Source organism: Pedobacter nototheniae (assembly GCF_004335085.1).
Classification (GTDB): domain Bacteria; phylum Bacteroidota; class Bacteroidia; order Sphingobacteriales; family Sphingobacteriaceae; genus Pedobacter; species Pedobacter nototheniae.
Genome location: NZ_RQRS01000008.1, coordinates 145,517 through 163,041, shown reverse-complemented (window position 1 = coordinate 163,041; position 17,525 = coordinate 145,517). Strand labels below are relative to the sequence as shown.

Sequence of the window (17,525 nt, the reverse complement as noted above, 5' to 3'; positions counted from 1 at the left end):
AAATATGCAATTCGGTAAGGTAACAAACCCAGAAGAAATAGATTTTAAAATCCCGGCAGATGCTCCGGAAACAACAGCCATTTTAAAGGCAAATAAAACAAAGCAATCTTTTCAGGCTTACGTTGGTTGTGCCAAATGGAATAAAGCCGATTTAAAAGGCTTTTATCCAAAAGGTACTAAAGATGAGCTTTCTTATTACTCTACCCAATTCAATTCTATTGAGCTTAATGCTACTTTTTACGGTATGCCATCAAGCGAACAGGTAATTACTTGGAAGGAAAAAACGCCAGATGGTTTTAAATTTTTCCCTAAGCTAACGAATACCGTTAGTCATTTTAAAAGATTAATTAACGTTAAGGAGCCTGTTGAGCAGTTTTGCGATGCAGTAAGTAATTTCGAAGAAAAATTTGGAATGGCTTTTCTACAGCTACATGATAATTTTAAGCCGAAAGATTTTAGCCGCTTAAAAACAGTTATTGAAGAGTTTCCTAAAGTTATTCCATTGGGTGTTGAGGTTAGAAATGAAGAGTGGTTTTCAAATCCTGCTGTTGCAAGTGAATTTGCACAGTTATTTCAGGATCACGGTGTTGCAAATATTATTGTAGATACCGCCGGTCGTAGAGATATGATGCACATGAGATTAACCTCTCCTACCGCCTTTATTCGTTTTGTTGGCGCCAACGTGGATGATATTGATAAAAAACGTTTGGACGATTGGATTGAAAGAATTGTTGAGTGGAAAAAACAAGGACTCCAAAATTTATACTTTTTTGTGCATCAAAATGTAGAGTTATCGTCACCTCTGTTTTCTGCCTATTTTACGCAAAAACTAAATGATGCTATTGGTACAGACCTGAAAATTCCCGTTATGGCAAACCAAAGTCAGTCAAATTTATTTTAATTGTAGTGCCTTGAATATTTGTTAAAGAATATTCAAGGCAAATATTATTTATTAGCCTATCCTTTTGTAAACCGTTTCTGTGGCCTTTGCTTCTACGCCATCTGGCGAAATATTATAAGCTATAAAAACAATTTCGTCATCATTTATAATTTCCAAATCCGTTCTCCAATTCCATAGTTCATCATATTCTGGGCTTCCGTAAGTACCCAAAATAGAAAAACCATTTCCTGTAGCTTGCCCGCTTGAGAGCATAATTTGCGTACCCATATGAAAGCTATCAACCCAACTTGCTGTAAAACGTTGATAAGGAATATCGAAACCAATAATCATTTTACCATCAAAAGCCTTATTTTCTAAACTTCCCTGATAGTCATAAGAAATAAAACGACCATTAAAAAGTGTTGTTATTTTAGCCGTCATCGGAGATTCGTCAGCCAACACATCTTTTTCAAACCATGTTTTTGTAATTCCTTTCCATTCTCCAACTAAATCAATTAGCTTTTTATGTGCTCCGTGAGCTAAAGATTCTTCAAATTTGTTTGTTGCCATATCCAAAGCTAAAAAAATTATCATCAAACTTTAATAACTAAATTTTGGCGTAATTAACTGAAAAAGATAACGAAACAAATCAGAAATGGTTAAAGTATGGTTCTTATCACTATATTGTTTCATGTTAAAAACGCTCGACCTTAATCAAGTAATGGTAATCGATATAGAAACCGTTCCACAATATCAGTCATTTAAAGAAATGCCTGAACATTTTCAACATTTATGGGATCAGAAAACGCATTTCCAAAGAAAACCCGAGCAAAGCGCTGAAGAATTTTATGAACGTGCAGGTATTTTAGCTGAGTTTGGCAAAATTATTTGCATTAGCCTTGGTATTTTTAGCATGCAAAATAAGAAGCAGCTTTTACGAATCAAATCTTTTTCCGGCCATAATGAGTTCGAAATTCTTAATCAATTTGCCATTCTCCTCGAAAAACAAATTCCTACATTGATGCTGTGCGCCCATAATGGTAAAGAGTTTGATTATCCTTATCTCTGTAGAAGAATGCTCGTAAACGGAATCGAGATTCCTAAAATATTGCAAATTGCAGGTAAAAAACCATGGGAAATTAGCCATCTTGATACAATGGAACTTTGGAAATTTGGCGACCATAAACACTACACTTCATTAAATTTACTGGCTGCAATTTTTAACATTCCCACCCCAAAAGATGATATTGATGGTGGCATGGTGAGATCAGTTTATTATGAAGAGCAAAACCTCGATCGTATCGTTACTTATTGTCAAAAAGATGTGATAACTACTGCCCAAATTCTATTAAAATTTAAAGGCATGGAAATAATTTCAGCAGAAAACATTACCATTGTATCCTGATGTTAAACGTAAAAAACTTAAGTATTGATTTCTTTAATCAAGAAGAAAAAACATGGTTTAAAGCTGTAAAACAGATTAATTTCAACGTTAAAGAAGGAACAGTTTTAGGCATTGTGGGCGAGTCTGGTTCGGGTAAGTCTGTAACTTCGTTCTCCATTATACGCCTACACGACGAGCGTTCTACCGAAATTACCGGTGATATTAACTTCGAGCAAATTAGTTTACTTAATTTAAGTGCCAACGAAATTAGGCAATATCGTGGAAATCAAATTTCAATGATTTTTCAGGAACCTATGACTTCGTTAAACCCTGTATTTACTTGCGGTTATCAAGTTGCTGAAGCCATTATTCTACATCAAAAAGTAGATAAAGCCGAAGCCAAAAGGCAAACTATTGCACTTTTTAATGAGGTACAATTACCAAGACCGGAGAAAATATTTGAAAGCTACCCACATCAAATCTCTGGTGGCCAAAAACAAAGAGTAATGATTGCAATGGCATTAAGTTGCAATCCAAAATTGTTAATTGCTGATGAACCTACAACAGCACTGGACGTTACGGTTCAAAAAACCATTTTACAGCTTTTACTTAAATTAAAGGAAGAACGTAATATGGCAATGATTTTTATATCGCATGATTTAGGTGTGGTAAATGAAATCGCCGATGAAGTTGCGGTAATGTATAAAGGTGAAATTGTAGAACAAGGTCCAGCGAACTCAATTTTCAACAATCCACAACATCCATATACTAAAGGTTTGCTCGCCTGCCGCCCATCGCCAGCTTTACAACTTAAAAAACTTCCGGTTGTTGCTGATTTTTTAACAGGAAAATTGGATGATGCTTCTGCACATTTACAAGCTTCAAACCAACTTACACAAGGTGAAATTAACCAAAGAAGAACAAATCTTTATACCGCTAAATCATTACTTAGCGTAGAAGATTTATGTACATGGTACCCTAGCAATGGTGGTTTATTTAACAAAAAGCTTGAATATGTTAAAGCTGTAGATCATGTTAATTTTAAAGTTTTCCCTGGAGAAACATTGGGCCTAGTAGGCGAATCTGGTTGTGGAAAAACCACACTTGGCCGCACAATTCTACAATTAATTAAACCAACATCAGGCAAGGTTATTTTTAATGAACAAGATATTACCACAATTGGCAAAAGTGAATTAAGAAAACTCAGAAAAGATATTCAGATCATTTTTCAAGATCCTTATGCGTCCCTCAATCCTAAATTAAGTGTTGGGCAATCTATTTTGGAGCCTTTACAAGTACATAAACTTTATAATAACGATACAGAAAGGAAACAACGTGTATTGGAATTGATGACTAAAGTTGGCTTAAAGGAAGAACACTTCAACCGTTACCCACATGAGTTTAGTGGTGGCCAAAGGCAACGTATAGTAATTGCCAGAGCTTTGGCTTTAGAGCCAAAATTTATCATTTGTGACGAATCCGTGTCGGCACTTGATGTTTCCGTTCAGGCACAGGTTTTAAATTTAATTAAAGATCTTCAAAGAGAATTTGGTTTAACTTATATCTTTATATCACACGATTTGGCTGTAGTAAAACACATTTCAGATCGCATTTTAGTAATGAATAAAGGTAAAATTGAAGAAGAAGGCTTTCCAGAGCAGATATTTTATGCACCAAAAGCTGCCTATACAAAAAAGTTAGTCGAAGCTATTCCTGGTCAGTAATTTTAAAATGAAGTTAAAAAACATCCCATACCTATTCATATCCTTTCTTTTAGTCGCTCCGTTACTTTCAAAATCTCAAACGTTAAAGGTAATTCAGTCAGCGTATATTTTTAATAAAGCCCCCTTTCAAGCTTGTCATGCATCAACCTTGGTCGAATTAAAAAATGGCAAAATAATGGCTGCTTGGTTTGGTGGTAAATATGAAGGCAGTAAGGATGTTGGTATTTGGCTAGCCACAAAACAAAATAATAAATGGAGCGAGCCAACTGAAATAGCAAATGGAATCCAGCATGATACAGTTCGTTATGCTTGCTGGAACCCAGTTTTATTTAGAGCAAAAAACGGAATATTGTATCTGCATTATAAAATTGGGCCAAACCCAAGAGAATGGTGGGCAGAATATAAAACCTCTAAAAATGATGGAAAAACATGGTCTGATGCTAAAAAACTTCCCGCTGGCCTTTTAGGTCCTATCAAAAATAAACCTATTCAGCTGAGCAATGGTTTTATTCTTTATCCATCCAGTAGCGAAAGTCTGGATGAAAAAACTTGGTTGATCCACGTGGAAAAATCAGATAAAAATGGAGAACACTGGAAAAAAATTGAAATTAATTGTGATACTTTTGGCGTTATCCAGCCATCTATTTTAAGCTACGCTAATGGTAAATTGCAATTGCTTTGCAGAAGCAGACAAAATGTTATTGTAGAAAGTTGGTCAAAAGATCAGGGAGAAACATGGTCTAAACTGAAAGCTACAGAATTGCCAAATCCAAATTCGGGAAGCGATGCTGTAACCTTAAAAGATGGGCGACAGTTGTTAATTTACAATCCACTAGCTTCAGGTAAAAATTGGTGGGAAGGTCGATCTGTACTTAAATTAGCAATTTCAAATGACGGGCAAAGCTGGAATAATATTTATACTTTGGAGGATCATAAAGAAGGAGAATATAGCTACCCTGCAATTATACAATCCACAAACGGGCATATACATTTAAGCTACACGGATAAAAGAAAAAGGATTAAATACGTAGAATTAAAATTAGAGTAAATTTATTATCACTCGAAATTATACCTACAATACGCCTCAAAACATCATCCAATTTACATATTACATTCCCTTTCGTGCTGCTTTTGCATCTTTTCTGTATATTCGGTAAATTCAGTTTAGCGTATGGCAAAGAAAAAATCGGCAAATATAAAATTGGTTCTCAATCAGTTAATTAGTGATGTTTTTGAGAAAAATGGAAATCAACTGCTCAATTATAAACAAGTTTCGGCCAAATTAAACCTTACAGATCAAGAATCGAGAGAAACAATACTAGAAATATTAAAAGAAGGCAAAGGTAACGGCACCTTTTTAGAGCCTGAAAAAGGAAAGTATAAACTTAAAGAATTACAAAATTTTCTTATTGGAAAGGTAGATATGACTGCCGATGGATCGGCTTATATTGTGCCCGACGATGAGTTTGAAAAAGATGTATTTGTAGCGCCAAGAAAGTTGAAAAATGCATTACATGGCGATACCGTTAAAGTATATGTATTTGCAAAAAAGAATGGCCGCAAAAATGATGGTGAAGTTATTGAAATCATCAAAAGAGCAAAATCAGATTTTACTGGTGTTATAAAAATTTCAGATCGTTTTGCTTTTGTCATTGCCGATGATAAAAAAATGATGCATGATATTTTTGTTCCACTTGCTGATATTTTGGGTGCAAAAAATGGACAACGTGTTTTAGTTTCATTAACCGATTGGCCCGAAGGCGCTAAAAACCCAATTGGCATTGTAAAACATGTACTTGGAGATCAGGGCGAAAACAATACAGAAATGAATGCCATACTTGCGCAATATGGTTTTCCACTTTCCTTTCCTCCTGCTGTAGAAAAGGAAGCCAATGCAATTCCCGAAGAAATTTCAGCAGATGAAATTGCTAAAAGAAAAGATTTTAGAAATATTTTAACTTTTACGATAGATCCAGCTGATGCAAAAGATTTTGATGATGCAATTTCTTATCGGAAACTTCCAAACGGAAACCACGAAATTGGTGTACACATTGCCGATGTTTCACATTATGTTATTCAGGGCACCGAATTAGATAAAGAAGCATATAGTAGAGCAACTTCCGTTTATTTAGTTGATCGTGTGATCCCAATGTTACCCGAACGATTAAGCAATGGCGTCTGTTCTTTGCGCCCACACGAAGATAAATTATGCTTTGCAGCCGTATTTGAATTAGATGATGACGCAAATATTATGTCAGAGTGGTACGGAAAAACTGTTATTCACTCCGATAGAAGATTTAGTTATGAGGAAGCTCAAGAAGTTATCGAAACTAAAATTGGTGATTATGCCACAGAAATTCTGAAGCTAAATGAGCTTGCATACATTTTACGCGATCGCAAATTTAAAAATGGTGCCATTAGCTTTGAAAGTACAGAAGTTAAGTTTAAGCTCGATGAAAGTGGAAAACCGATTGGAGTTTATGTAAAAGAACGTAAGGATGCTCATAAACTGATTGAGGACTATATGCTTTTAGCCAATAGAAAAGTTGCTGAGTTTATTGCAAAAAAGGTAAAAGGCACTTCCAAATTAACTTTTGTATATCGCGTTCACGATTCCCCAAACATGGAAACCTTGAATACTTTTGCTCAGTTTGCTTCCCGTTTTGGTTATAAAATCAATACAAAATCTGATAAGGAAATTGCAAAATCATTGAATTATTTAATGAATGATGTGGAAGGTAAAAAGGAGCAAAATATTTTAACTTCTTTGGCAATCAGATCAATGGCCAAGGCTATTTATACTACAAAAAAAACCAGCCATTATGGTTTAGCTTTTGATTATTATACTCACTTTACCTCACCAATTCGTCGTTATCCGGATGTGATGGTACATCGTTTATTAGAAAATTATTTAGAAAACGGTAAATCCGCTGATGCAGAATTTTACGAAGTAGCTAGCATTCATTCTTCCGCAATGGAGAAAAGAGCAGCCGAGGCAGAAAGAGCATCTATTAAATATAAACAAGCTGAATACCTTGAAAATAACATCGGTACTGAGTATAAAGGTATTATTTCAGGAGTTACCGAATGGGGCATGTATGTAGAAATAGAAGAAAATAAATGCGAAGGCATGATTCGCTTACGTGATATTTCTGACGATTTTTATGTGCTTGATGAAAAAAATTACTGTATTGTAGGACAACGCAAAAAGAAAAAATATCAATTGGGCGACGAGGTAATGATTAGGGTTAAAAAAGTAGATCTTTCAAAACGTCAAATCGATTTCACATTAATTCCTGATTAACGTATTATAAAATGCTAACTTTTAATGATTATCAATGTTAAGGATATTAACAATAAAAATTTAGGCGAATCCAATTTAAAACTGATGATGTTAAAATGACTCAAAATTTGAGTTATAATCGTCAATTTTGGCACAAAAATCAAAAGTATAAAATGTACCGCCAAATAAAAGCGGTTAAAATTTTGAAGAAGCCCAGCAAGCTAAAAAGTAAAAATGCAAACTACAGAACAATTACAAGAGATACTCGATCAAGCAATACAAAACCTTACCTTTCCAGATCACCCCAAACACCTTTATGAACCTATAAAATACATCATCAATCTTGGTGGTAAAAGAGTTAGGCCACTTTTGGTTTTAATGGGTACTGAGCTTTTTGGTACAGATGCTAAGCACGCCATTCATGCGGCTATGGCTATAGAAGTATTCCATAATTTTACTTTAGTGCATGATGATATTATGGATAATGCCCCATTACGTAGAGGAAAAGCTACTGTACACGAAAAATGGAGTACAAATACGGCTATTTTAAGTGGTGATGTAATGATGGTTGAAGCCAATAAAAACCTTGCGAAGGTAAATCCTATATTCTTAAAAGATGTACTAGATACTTTCAATGCAACCGCACAAGGCGTTTGTGAAGGCCAGCAGTTGGATATGGAATTTGAACAACGTGATGATGTCAGTATTGAAGAATACATCAACATGATTAGACTAAAAACCGCTGTTTTATTGGGTGGAGCCTTAAAACTAGGTGCTATTATTGGCAAAGCAAGTGAAAAAGATGCAGATTTAATTTATCAGTTTGGAGAAAATATAGGCATTGCTTTCCAATTGCAAGATGATATTTTAGATGTTTATGCCGATCCAGATAAATTTGGAAAACAGGTTGGAGGCGACATTATTGCGAATAAAAAAACTTTCCTTTTATTAAAAGCCTTTGAATTGGCTAAGGATGAAAATCTTGATGCTTTAGAAAATTGGACTAGCTATAAAAAATTTGATGTAGGGCAAAAAGTAAGTGCTGTAAAACAGGTTTATGATGCACTAAACATTCAAAATATTGCAAAAGCCAGTATGGATGAATATTTAAATAAAGCATTAGCCGTATTTAAACAAATTGACGTAAGCGATGAAGCAAAATCAAAACTACTAACCTTAACAACCCAATTAATGGCTAGAGAATACTAGTTATTCAATTAAAATATTAAATCTTTCGTTAGGCAAAAATTAGTTCTAACGAAAGATCCCGTCCTTTTTCTTTAACCCCCGCTCCCTTCCTCTCGTTATAGTCATATTATTTTTTTAGCTATCTTCGAAAATAATTAATAATCAAACCTTAACGCTCAAATTCATGAAACGCTTTCATTCTGCGATTTTATTAATCGCTTTTGTCCAAATTTTTCTGGTAAGCTGTAAAAGTACCTCCAGTAAAATGAATTCCTTTGTGCTTTCTTATAATTCATCAGTAAAGCCAAGTTCTATTTTATACTCATCAAATGCAGAAGCAATTTATGATAAGAAAATTATTAAAATAAAAATTGTAACCAATTATGCTCTAGAAGATGTAAAGGATGGGATTGTAGATAAGTTTCTACCCTCTTTATTTGTTCAACTTTTAGCTAGTGAACCACTTGCAAAAGAATTAATTAACGAAGAAGGTGTTAATTTTGAAGTAACCTTTTTTACGCTAAGGCTATCAGAATTCTCGACGATTATAGTTGATAAAAAGAAACTTGCTGAACTTGAAAGTGATACAAAAGGTAAGTTAAACACTGAAGACTTATTGAGTAGTTCTACTTCCAGTAATTCGAAAATTAAAAGCATGCTCACTGCTTTAAATCAAAACTTACCTATAAAAGATAAGAATACAGGTTTAACTATTTTAAAAATTGATATTAATGCAGCAAATGAGCTAATTTATAACATTAGTGTTCCTGGTATTATTGCTAACAAAATTAAAGGTAATGATGCTAAAGAAGTATTAAAGGATGATATTTTAAGAAGTGGAAAATCCAAACAATTAATGAAAGGTGTTAGAGATCTTGGAATTACTACAATAAAATACGTCTATGAAGATGAAAAGGGTAACGCCCTAAATGAAGTTGTTTTATCAGGAAAAGACTTTCAATAGCAATGAGTGATGAATACAACGAAAGGCCAGTTTGGAGAAGTGTATTAACCATTTGCCTGTTTATTTTCGCTTTAATTAGATTTGGATTTTATTGTTCAAAAATGGATGATAGAAAACGAAATACCTACAAAAGTGATAATGATATAAATTTTGAAGAATTTAGAGATAAATTAAATCAGCAATCTTACAGTGGTTCCGCATCAACAGCAACCCAGGATTATGGAGATGTATTTTATTTCGGCTATAACTATCTTGATACCATTAGCGAATCTCAAAAGCAAATTTATAAAATTGTAAAACTTGAAAAAGATTCCTTAATAAATATTGATTTCACCACCAAATTTAGGGTATTAAAAAATTCATATTTTCAAAATACACATGATAATACTTTAAGATTCGCAGTTAAAACACCTCAAAACCTCAGCATATTCATTCACATTGTAGAAGATAAAAGCACTCTTAATAACGCTTTTAAAACCCTAAAAAATGATTCCCAACTAAGTAATCTCCGTGATTTTATTAAACTTGGTAAATCTTCAAAATTTGTATCTTATTCCATCAAAAAGAAAGCATCTTCATTTAAAGGTGTTGCTTGTTTAATGGGCGATGATGAATATAAATTATTCATAGAATTTGAAAGCAATAAGCTTTCTCAAACAGATCTAGAGGCTAAGGCTCTGCGATATATAACGAATAACCTAATAGCTAAAAAGTAATAAAAAAGCCGATAGATTAATTTCTATCGGCTCTAATTGTTAATTAAAAGGTAAGGGTTAAGATTTTACTAGTAAATATTTTATCCAGAAATCAGATTTTTGCTCAACAACATTTTCACCGCCAGAAGGACGTTGTCCGCCTCGTCCACCACCTCCTCCGCCCATCCTACCGCCACCAGCACCCATTCCTCCACGTCCACCACCCATAGTTCCACCTTTTCCATGTTCACCACCATCATGCATACCACCAGGTTTTCCGGTTCCTCTTTTAAAAGAATTTATCTTAATGTTGTAGGCAATTGGTTTTTTTAAGTTTAAATCTACCTGCAGCTGAGAAAGTGGAATAGCCATTTCATAAATTAAATCACGATTTGGCTTCACCACCATTCCTGTTTTTATTCCGTAACTATTCTCTGGTGAAACAATACCATCAGGAATATTTTTAAAACCAGTTACTTTAATGCCTTGTCCCATTGTTTTTTCATCGGGTAGTTCATGAGGCTCATGTTTTCCATCCGCTCCCATTATGTTTGCCTTTTCAACATTATCAGGCTGTATTGGCGGTCTTTCTCTTAACGGAAAAGTTAATTCTATACCAGTTTTCTTTTTACCGGCAGTATTAATATTCAATGTAATACCTCCAGAAAGTACCTTCATCGTTGTTTCCGGATCTAAGGATTCAATTACAATGTATAAGTTCTGGTCATCGTTTGCGAGTGCAAAAGCCAGTTTAGTATCAGAATTAAATTCGTTAAGTGGTTCGTTCCATTCGTTAGATATGCCATCTGCCTTAAAAGGTTTAAGCATTCTCATGTTGCTTTCAGTCTCTTGCGCATATGCAGTAAAACCAAGCACCACAAGCATCATTGGAAAAGTTATTTTTATTAGTCCCATTCTTATTTTTTTGAATGGACGAATGTAAAATACAGGTTTGTTAAAAAGTGTTATTTAACAGAGTTTAACAATGTAAAATATTTATAACGCAAAAAAGCTCCTGATAAAAACCAGGAGCTTTTTTTTATAATTATTACTGATTATTCTGCAGATGCAGCTTCTTCAGATGCTTCTGCTTTTTTAGCAGGTGCTTTTTTAGCTTTAGCTGGAGCAGCTTCAACTTCTTTAGCTTCAACTTCTTTTTTAGCAGGTGCTTTTTTAGCTTTTGGCTCAGCAACAACTTCTTTAGCTACAGCAGGAAGAACTGAAACGTAAGATTTATTATCTTGTTTCTTTCTGAAAACTACTGTACCATCAATTAAAGCAAATAAAGTGTGATCTTTTCCTAAACCAACATTTTTATCTGGATGGTGTTTTGTACCACGTTGACGTACTAAAATGTTTCCAGCGATAGCTTCTTGACCACCGAAAATTTTAATACCTAAACGCTTACTATGCGATTCACGTCCGTTTTTCGAACTACCGGCTCCTTTTTTGTGTGCCATGATTTTATATTTTTTAACTCGCTAAAAGCGAATTATTGGGTTAACAATTAATTATAACGTGATGTCAGAGATCTGAATCTTAGTGAAAAACTGACGGTGACCGTTTTTCTTTTTATAACCTTTTCTACGTTTCTTGTGGAAAACGATTACTTTATCACCTTTTAAATGAGATACGATCTTAGCTGAAACTTTAGCACCTTTAACTGCAGGAGCTCCTACAGTGATTGCACCACCATTATCAACCAACAATACATTATCAAATTCAATACTAGCGCCTTCATCTCCTTGTAATCTGTGTACAAAAAGGTGCTGGTCTTTAGCAACCTTAAATTGCTGTCCTGCTATATTTACTATTGCGTACATTGTTTAAATATTTGTTTTTAATTTTTATTTAACGAGGTGCAAATATAGAACAAATACTATTAACACACAAACAGATATTAAAAATATTTTCAGATATAATTTATACCCTCCAAAATCACAAATCCATTCGTAATATAATTCTTTTATTCCAAACAGAAAATTATTACTTCTTCTTCTGGATAAACCAAAAAAATCCATAAAAACATCTTTCCTATTCTCAAATAAGTTCTATGTAAAAACCCTAATGTATTGCCATTTAAACCAATTTGTTAAAAATTGTTAAACTCAATTCTTTGTATTACGAATATTTCGTAGTTTTACGAAAATTAAATAGACAACTTAAACTCAATTATTATGAAAAGTATTTTTTTATGCTGTTGTACAGCAATTATTGCATTATCAAGCTATGCTCAAAGCCCTGATAAAGCATTAGCAAGAGTTAGATACACTTTTAAACACATTGAAGATACAACGCAAAGAGATAAACCGCGTACAGAAAACATGTTGCTTGTTACTGGCAATAACGCATCTGTATATACCAGCTATGATAAAATTAACCAGGCTGCCAATATGCAAAAGCAGATTATGGAACAGGTAAAAAACCAAGCCGGAAACACTTCACAAAATATTAAGGTAGAATCAAAAACTACACAACCAATTACACAGATAGATTATTTCTTTTTTGCCAACGAACATAAAATGGTTACTAAAGAGCGCTTATTTAACAGTTATTTGATTGAAGAACCTGCAGCCACAATAGATTGGAAGATAACGAAAGATACTATGAGTTTTTCGGGAGTACATTGCCAAAAGGCTACAACACACTTTAAAGGAAGAAACTGGATTGCGTGGTTTGCTTCAGAAATTCCTTTTCAAAGTGGTCCCTGGAAGCTTAACGGCTTACCTGGCTTAATTGTAGAAGCCTATGACGAAAAGAAAGAAGTTAAGTTTGAATTTGCTGGTTTAGATAAAGTTACAGCTGAGGAATCTGAAAAAGGAGAAAAATCTGAAATTTCAGGAATGACAATAAAAGTAGTTGGTTTAGAAACGGACAACTATTTAGGAAGTGAAATTAAACTACCTGCAAATGCGATTAAAACAACCAGAAAGGAATTAGATAAGTTAAAGGAAGCACGAGATAAAGATCCGCAGGGATTTATGCAGGCCCAAATGGCTGCAAATGGCATTAATGGTTCTTTCAAAACAAATACAGTACGAACTCCTGGAGCCGCAAAGAAAGAAATTTATAATCCGATTGAATTACCTGAGAAAAAATGAGAGGGCTGTATATATTAATGGTTTTCTTGTTTTTGGGCATTGCTTCTAGCTTTGCCCAAAAACAAATTAAAGGAAAAGTTAAGGATATTAATGGCAAAGGGGTCGAATCTGTCAATGTAAACCTTAAAGATACCGAAGGAAATATAGTTAGTTTTACCAGGAGCAACGCTAAGGGCGACTTTAATATTCAGCTAAAGAGTGATGACGTAATTGGTTATAGTATTGAGGCTTCGAGCATTGGTTATAAAAAATCTGCTTTCAAAATTACTGATTTGAATAGTGCTCCTGAAATTGTTTTACAACACAGTGAAACTGACCTGGAGACGGTTACAGTCAAAAATCGTCCATCATTATCAGCCCGAGGTGATACCTTAAACTACCGTCCGGGCGATTTTGCTGACAAACAAGATCGAAGTATTGGCGATGTGTTAAAGAAAATGCCAGGAATTGAAGTTGCTGAGGATGGTAAAATCAGTTATAATGGAAAAGCGATTTCTAATTTTTATGTGGATGGCGATAACCTGCTGGATGATAAATATAATATCGGTACCAAAAGCATTCCTAAAGATGCAGTAGATAAGGTTCAGGTGATTCAAAACGACCAGCCAATTAAAATGATGCGTAAAAATAATATGAGCGATGATGTTGCTTTAAACCTAGTTTTAAAGGACGAAGCTAGACTTAAAATTATGGGAGATGCAACACTTGGAGCCGGAACGCCCAATCGTTTTGATGGAAATTTAACGGCTATGTTATTCAATAAGAAACTTAAATTTATTAACAACATAAAAGGAAATAATATTGGAATTGATCCAGGTATTGATTTAACATCACATAATTTGACAGACTATCTTAAACGTTTGGATAATGATAAACCAAGTGGTTTGCTTTCTACTGGTGCTGCCGGCGTACCTTCCTTACCTCAAAGTAGATATCTTTTTAATAAAGCAGGATTAATAAACTTAAATAACCTCTATAAATTTAATACCGATTTACAATTGAGGGCTAATCTTTATTATTTATATGATGAGAGAAAACAGCAATACAATAAGTTTTCTGAAACTTACTTACCAGATCAAACTATTCGTTATACTGAGCTTCAAAATAATGAGATATATCCTCAGAAATTACGCGGTCAGTTTAATTTAAATGGTAATGCGGATAAATATTACCTGAACAATAATTTGGTTATAGATTATAATCCTTTTAAAACAAAATCTAATATAAATATTAATAATACACCAGCTAATCAATTACTTAAAAGTCAAACGTTCGATCTTTCTAACGAATTTAATTACCGTAGAAAGTTAAAATCTGAGGATGTAATTAATTTATATTCGTACTTAAACAGAACAACGCAACCAGAAGAATTAAATGTTGTACCGGGTTTAAATGCAGATCTTATAAATAATGGTATTCCTTACGCCGCTTTAAACCAATATGTGAGTTTACCTACCTGGTACACTAATAATTACCTTTCTTTTGCATTTGTTAATAGTAAGTTTACCCAAACTTATAAAGCGGGTTTTAATGTACAGAATCAGGAATTAAATTCATCGTTATATCGCGTTCAAAACAATCAAACATCCGAACTGGCTTCGGTAAATGCTGTAAATAATTTAAACTGGCTAAAAACGAAACTTTATACAGAAGCCTCTTACGATTACGCAGGTGAGAAAATTAAAGCAGGCATAACCTTGCCCTTGAGTTACAATGCTATTAGTTATAACGACCCAACAAATGCATTGGATAAGGATTTAAAAAAAGTGTTTATAAACCCATCATTAAATTTTAAATATCAAACTGGGATTGAGAATTATGTTACGGCTAGTTATTCTTTTAAAAATGATCTGGGTGGTATTGATGATGTTTATCGTGGCACAATTTTAAGAAACTATAGATCATTTTTCGCCAACAATGCCCCTATCTCTGAAAGCAAAACACATAATGTTAGTGCTGGATTTAATTTTAGAAAGGCGATGCAAATGTTTTTCCTTAATTTAAATATTGGCTACAACAATACAGAATTGAATACCATTTCATCCTACACTTTAAATAATAACATACAACAACGCGTGGTATTACCATTAAAAAACTACCAGAAAAGTTTGTTTCTTAACGCAAATGCAAGTAAGTATATTTTTGCCTTAAGAAGTACGGTAACAGCAGGAGTCAATGTTTCGCAAAGCGAATATCAGCAATTGCAAAATAAAGATTTATTGCCTATTGAAGCACAAAGCATTTCTTACAAAGGCGGTATTGAAGCAAAAATTGCGAGTTTTATGTCGTGGTCTTATCTTGCAACCTATTCAGTAAGTAACAACAAAGCAAAGGTGGCTGAGAGCATAAAAAACAATTTTCAACAGCTAAGGCAGCAGTCTACCTTATCATTTGTAACGTTTAAAAATGTTTTTATTAATTTATCTGCTGAACATTTATTTACACATCAGGCTTCGCAACCTAATTTGAAATATCTTTTTGCAGATGCAAACATTAAATACAAACTAGATAAGCTGAAAACAGATTTAGAATTTGGATTAACTAATTTAACAAACATTAAAACGTTTGACGCTATTTATTTATCGGCTAACTCATTAACATCAGGAAGCTATACAATTCCAGGTAGAGTGGCGATGTTAAAAGTAAGATTCAATTTTTAAAAAATAGAAAATAATAGCCTGTTATAATGAGTCTGCCGAAATAACTTAAAGGTTCTTTCGACAGACTCAGAATAACAAATTTGATTTCAAAATAAACGATATAAAATTTAATAACAGACTATTATAACTAGACTTACGATTCTCGTTTTCCAAAAGTCTTCTAGCTCTTGCTAAATTCTTAAAATGATAAATTAGTTTTGTTTAGCTATAATTTTCACATCGCTATCAGGCTTAATAGATATGCTTGAAATTGTATTTGGAGATAGTTTCATAAATTCTTCTTTTGTAAGTTTCTTGCCATTAACAAAGTAAATTACATTTTTGACCTTTGCTGTACTATCAACAGAAATTTTCACATCCCCTGTAGTTGAAAAGGTTTTAAAGTTGTATGAATTTTCCTTCTTCTCTCCCGTTCCTTTATGTGCTACGATGGTAATATTCTTTATAAAAGTCTTTTTTTCGTTAGTTGCAGAATCTGTGAAGGTATAACTGCTTGAAAAATTAGTTTTTTTGGTGCCATTTGCAGGAAGTTCGTTTGCCTTATTTTCAAAATTATTTAAAATAACCTTTAAAACTTTGTCTGTAGAATCGGTAAAATTAAAAGTTTGGTGCATAAACAACACGATCTTTTTTAAGCTATCCTTTTCAACAGGCTTAATATCAAGAGACTTTTTTCTTTTGGTAATTATTTTTTGAATTGCTATTGTTTCTTTTTCAGGTCTTACTTTTGTATCAGGCAAAACCTGATTTACAAATTTTGAAAGTGGCACAAGTTTCTTCTGAATCTCTTTCTTGTTTATGGTAAAAGCCAATGTAATGGCGAGGATTGGTATAGCAAGCAAATATCTGGTTAAATTTAATGACGAAGATTTTTTTGTATTCATCATTTTAATACGTTTTTTAAGGTCTGATAGGTTAAAGTTATTTACAATTGCAACTGATGGTTCTAAAGTACTAACATCAAGCAAGCTATATTGATATGTTCTTTTATCAATGCCTCTTTTTAAAATTTTAGCATCAGTTATAAATTCAATATTTTCCCTTACAGCTTTTTTCATCAACCAAACACCGGGATTAAACCAGTAAAAAACCACACAAATTTCTGCAAGAATAATATCTAAGGTATGTAATTCTTCTACGTGTACTTTTTCATGCTCCAGTATATTTTGCAGATCTTCTTTTTTATGAATTAATGGATTTACATAAATAGTTTGCCAAAAACTAAAAGGACTAACTTTGTCACTCAGAATCCTTACACTATGCTGTTCTACATTTCCAGGAACTGAATTATTATGCATTCTACGCAAGGATATAAACTGAAAGGCTAATCTTAAAGCCATTACCACAACACCTACATAAAATAAAACAACTAGTAATTGCCAATAAAATGGCACTGCATCTTGCTGTACAAAACGGTTTACATTTTGCGTAAATTTGGGCACAAGTGCTTGCACTGATTGATATTTGCCAAAAAATTCTGTTAGGTTAATAAATGGATATAATGACGAAAACAAAATACCAAACATCAAAAACATTCGGTTTATGGCATAAAAAGTTAATCGCCTAAGTACAAGATAATAGGTTGCAGCAAATAAAATTAGTACCAAGTTTATCTTAAAAAGTAGAATAAAGAAATGTGGCATAGC

At 33.3% G+C, this 17,525-nt stretch carries 15 protein-coding genes; 10 read left to right on the top strand and 5 right to left on the bottom strand.

The annotated features are described in order from the left end of the window. The first annotated feature begins 4 nt into the window (after positions 1-4). On the top strand, positions 5-901 hold the full coding sequence (locus EHC72_RS09300) for a DUF72 domain-containing protein (RefSeq protein WP_131537409.1): 897 nt from the start codon (positions 5-7) through the stop codon (positions 899-901). Positions 902-952: 51 nt separating this feature from the next. Here the strand turns inward: EHC72_RS09300 and EHC72_RS09295 are convergent, their stop codons facing one another. Next, the gene (locus EHC72_RS09295; protein WP_246029409.1) at positions 953-1,474 is read right to left on the bottom strand and encodes a DUF1579 domain-containing protein; all 522 of its coding nucleotides are present in this window, start codon (positions 1,472-1,474) and stop codon (positions 953-955) included. Positions 1,475-1,571: 97 nt separating this feature from the next. On the opposite strand from EHC72_RS09295, the gene EHC72_RS09290 reads away from it, so the two are divergent. The 7 genes from EHC72_RS09290 to EHC72_RS09260 all read left to right on the top strand — a co-directional run bounded on the left by EHC72_RS09290 (position 1,572) and on the right by EHC72_RS09260 (position 10,139). Next, positions 1,572-2,285 (top strand): 3'-5' exonuclease, encoded by a 714-nt coding sequence (locus tag EHC72_RS09290; protein WP_131537407.1) that lies wholly within the window; start codon positions 1,572-1,574, stop codon positions 2,283-2,285. Next, a complete protein-coding gene (locus EHC72_RS09285) occupies positions 2,285-3,988 on the top strand; it encodes an ABC transporter ATP-binding protein (protein WP_131537406.1) in 1,704 nt (567 codons plus the stop codon). Before EHC72_RS09290 ends, EHC72_RS09285 begins: the two co-directional genes overlap by 1 nt. A gap of 7 nt (positions 3,989-3,995) precedes the next feature. Next, positions 3,996-5,036 (top strand): sialidase family protein, encoded by a 1,041-nt coding sequence (locus EHC72_RS09280; RefSeq protein ID WP_131537405.1) that lies wholly within the window; start codon positions 3,996-3,998, stop codon positions 5,034-5,036. A 123-nt stretch (positions 5,037-5,159) separates the two neighbouring features. Further along, the gene (rnr, locus tag EHC72_RS09275) at positions 5,160-7,292 is read left to right on the top strand and encodes a ribonuclease R (protein ID WP_131537404.1); all 2,133 of its coding nucleotides are present in this window, start codon (positions 5,160-5,162) and stop codon (positions 7,290-7,292) included. A gap of 213 nt (positions 7,293-7,505) precedes the next feature. Further along, positions 7,506-8,480 (top strand): polyprenyl synthetase family protein, encoded by a 975-nt coding sequence (locus tag EHC72_RS09270; RefSeq protein WP_131537403.1) that lies wholly within the window; start codon positions 7,506-7,508, stop codon positions 8,478-8,480. Positions 8,481-8,643: 163 nt separating this feature from the next. Continuing rightward, positions 8,644-9,423 carry a hypothetical protein gene (locus EHC72_RS09265; protein WP_131537402.1) on the top strand — a complete coding sequence of 260 codons (780 nt, stop codon included), beginning with the start codon at positions 8,644-8,646 and terminating at the stop codon, positions 9,421-9,423. 2 nt (positions 9,424-9,425) lie between these two features. Beyond that, positions 9,426-10,139: a hypothetical protein gene (locus tag EHC72_RS09260; protein ID WP_131537401.1), complete on the top strand. Its 714-nt coding sequence runs from the start codon at positions 9,426-9,428 to the stop codon at positions 10,137-10,139. Between the two features lie 57 nt (positions 10,140-10,196). On the opposite strand, the gene EHC72_RS09255 is transcribed toward EHC72_RS09260, so the two are convergent. The 3 genes from EHC72_RS09255 to rplU all read right to left on the bottom strand — a co-directional run bounded on the left by EHC72_RS09255 (position 10,197) and on the right by rplU (position 11,941). Then, on the bottom strand, positions 10,197-11,033 hold the full coding sequence (locus EHC72_RS09255) for a hypothetical protein (protein WP_131537400.1): 837 nt from the start codon (positions 11,031-11,033) through the stop codon (positions 10,197-10,199). 140 nt (positions 11,034-11,173) lie between these two features. Next, positions 11,174-11,578 (bottom strand): 50S ribosomal protein L27, encoded by a 405-nt coding sequence (rpmA, locus tag EHC72_RS09250; RefSeq protein WP_131537399.1) that lies wholly within the window; start codon positions 11,576-11,578, stop codon positions 11,174-11,176. A 51-nt stretch (positions 11,579-11,629) separates the two neighbouring features. Then, the gene (gene rplU, locus EHC72_RS09245) at positions 11,630-11,941 is read right to left on the bottom strand and encodes a 50S ribosomal protein L21 (RefSeq protein WP_039476071.1); all 312 of its coding nucleotides are present in this window, start codon (positions 11,939-11,941) and stop codon (positions 11,630-11,632) included. Between the two features lie 354 nt (positions 11,942-12,295). On the opposite strand from rplU, the gene EHC72_RS09240 reads away from it, so the two are divergent. Then, positions 12,296-13,219, top strand: a complete 924-nt coding sequence (locus EHC72_RS09240; protein ID WP_131537398.1) for a GLPGLI family protein — start codon at positions 12,296-12,298, stop codon at positions 13,217-13,219. Beyond that, positions 13,216-15,879, top strand: a complete 2,664-nt coding sequence (locus EHC72_RS09235) for a TonB-dependent receptor (protein WP_131537397.1) — start codon at positions 13,216-13,218, stop codon at positions 15,877-15,879. Before EHC72_RS09240 ends, EHC72_RS09235 begins: the two co-directional genes overlap by 4 nt. A gap of 191 nt (positions 15,880-16,070) precedes the next feature. On the opposite strand, the gene EHC72_RS09230 is transcribed toward EHC72_RS09235, so the two are convergent. Beyond that, on the bottom strand, positions 16,071-17,522 hold the full coding sequence (locus EHC72_RS09230; protein ID WP_131537396.1) for a M56 family metallopeptidase: 1,452 nt from the start codon (positions 17,520-17,522) through the stop codon (positions 16,071-16,073). Positions 17,523-17,525 lie beyond the last annotated feature (3 nt).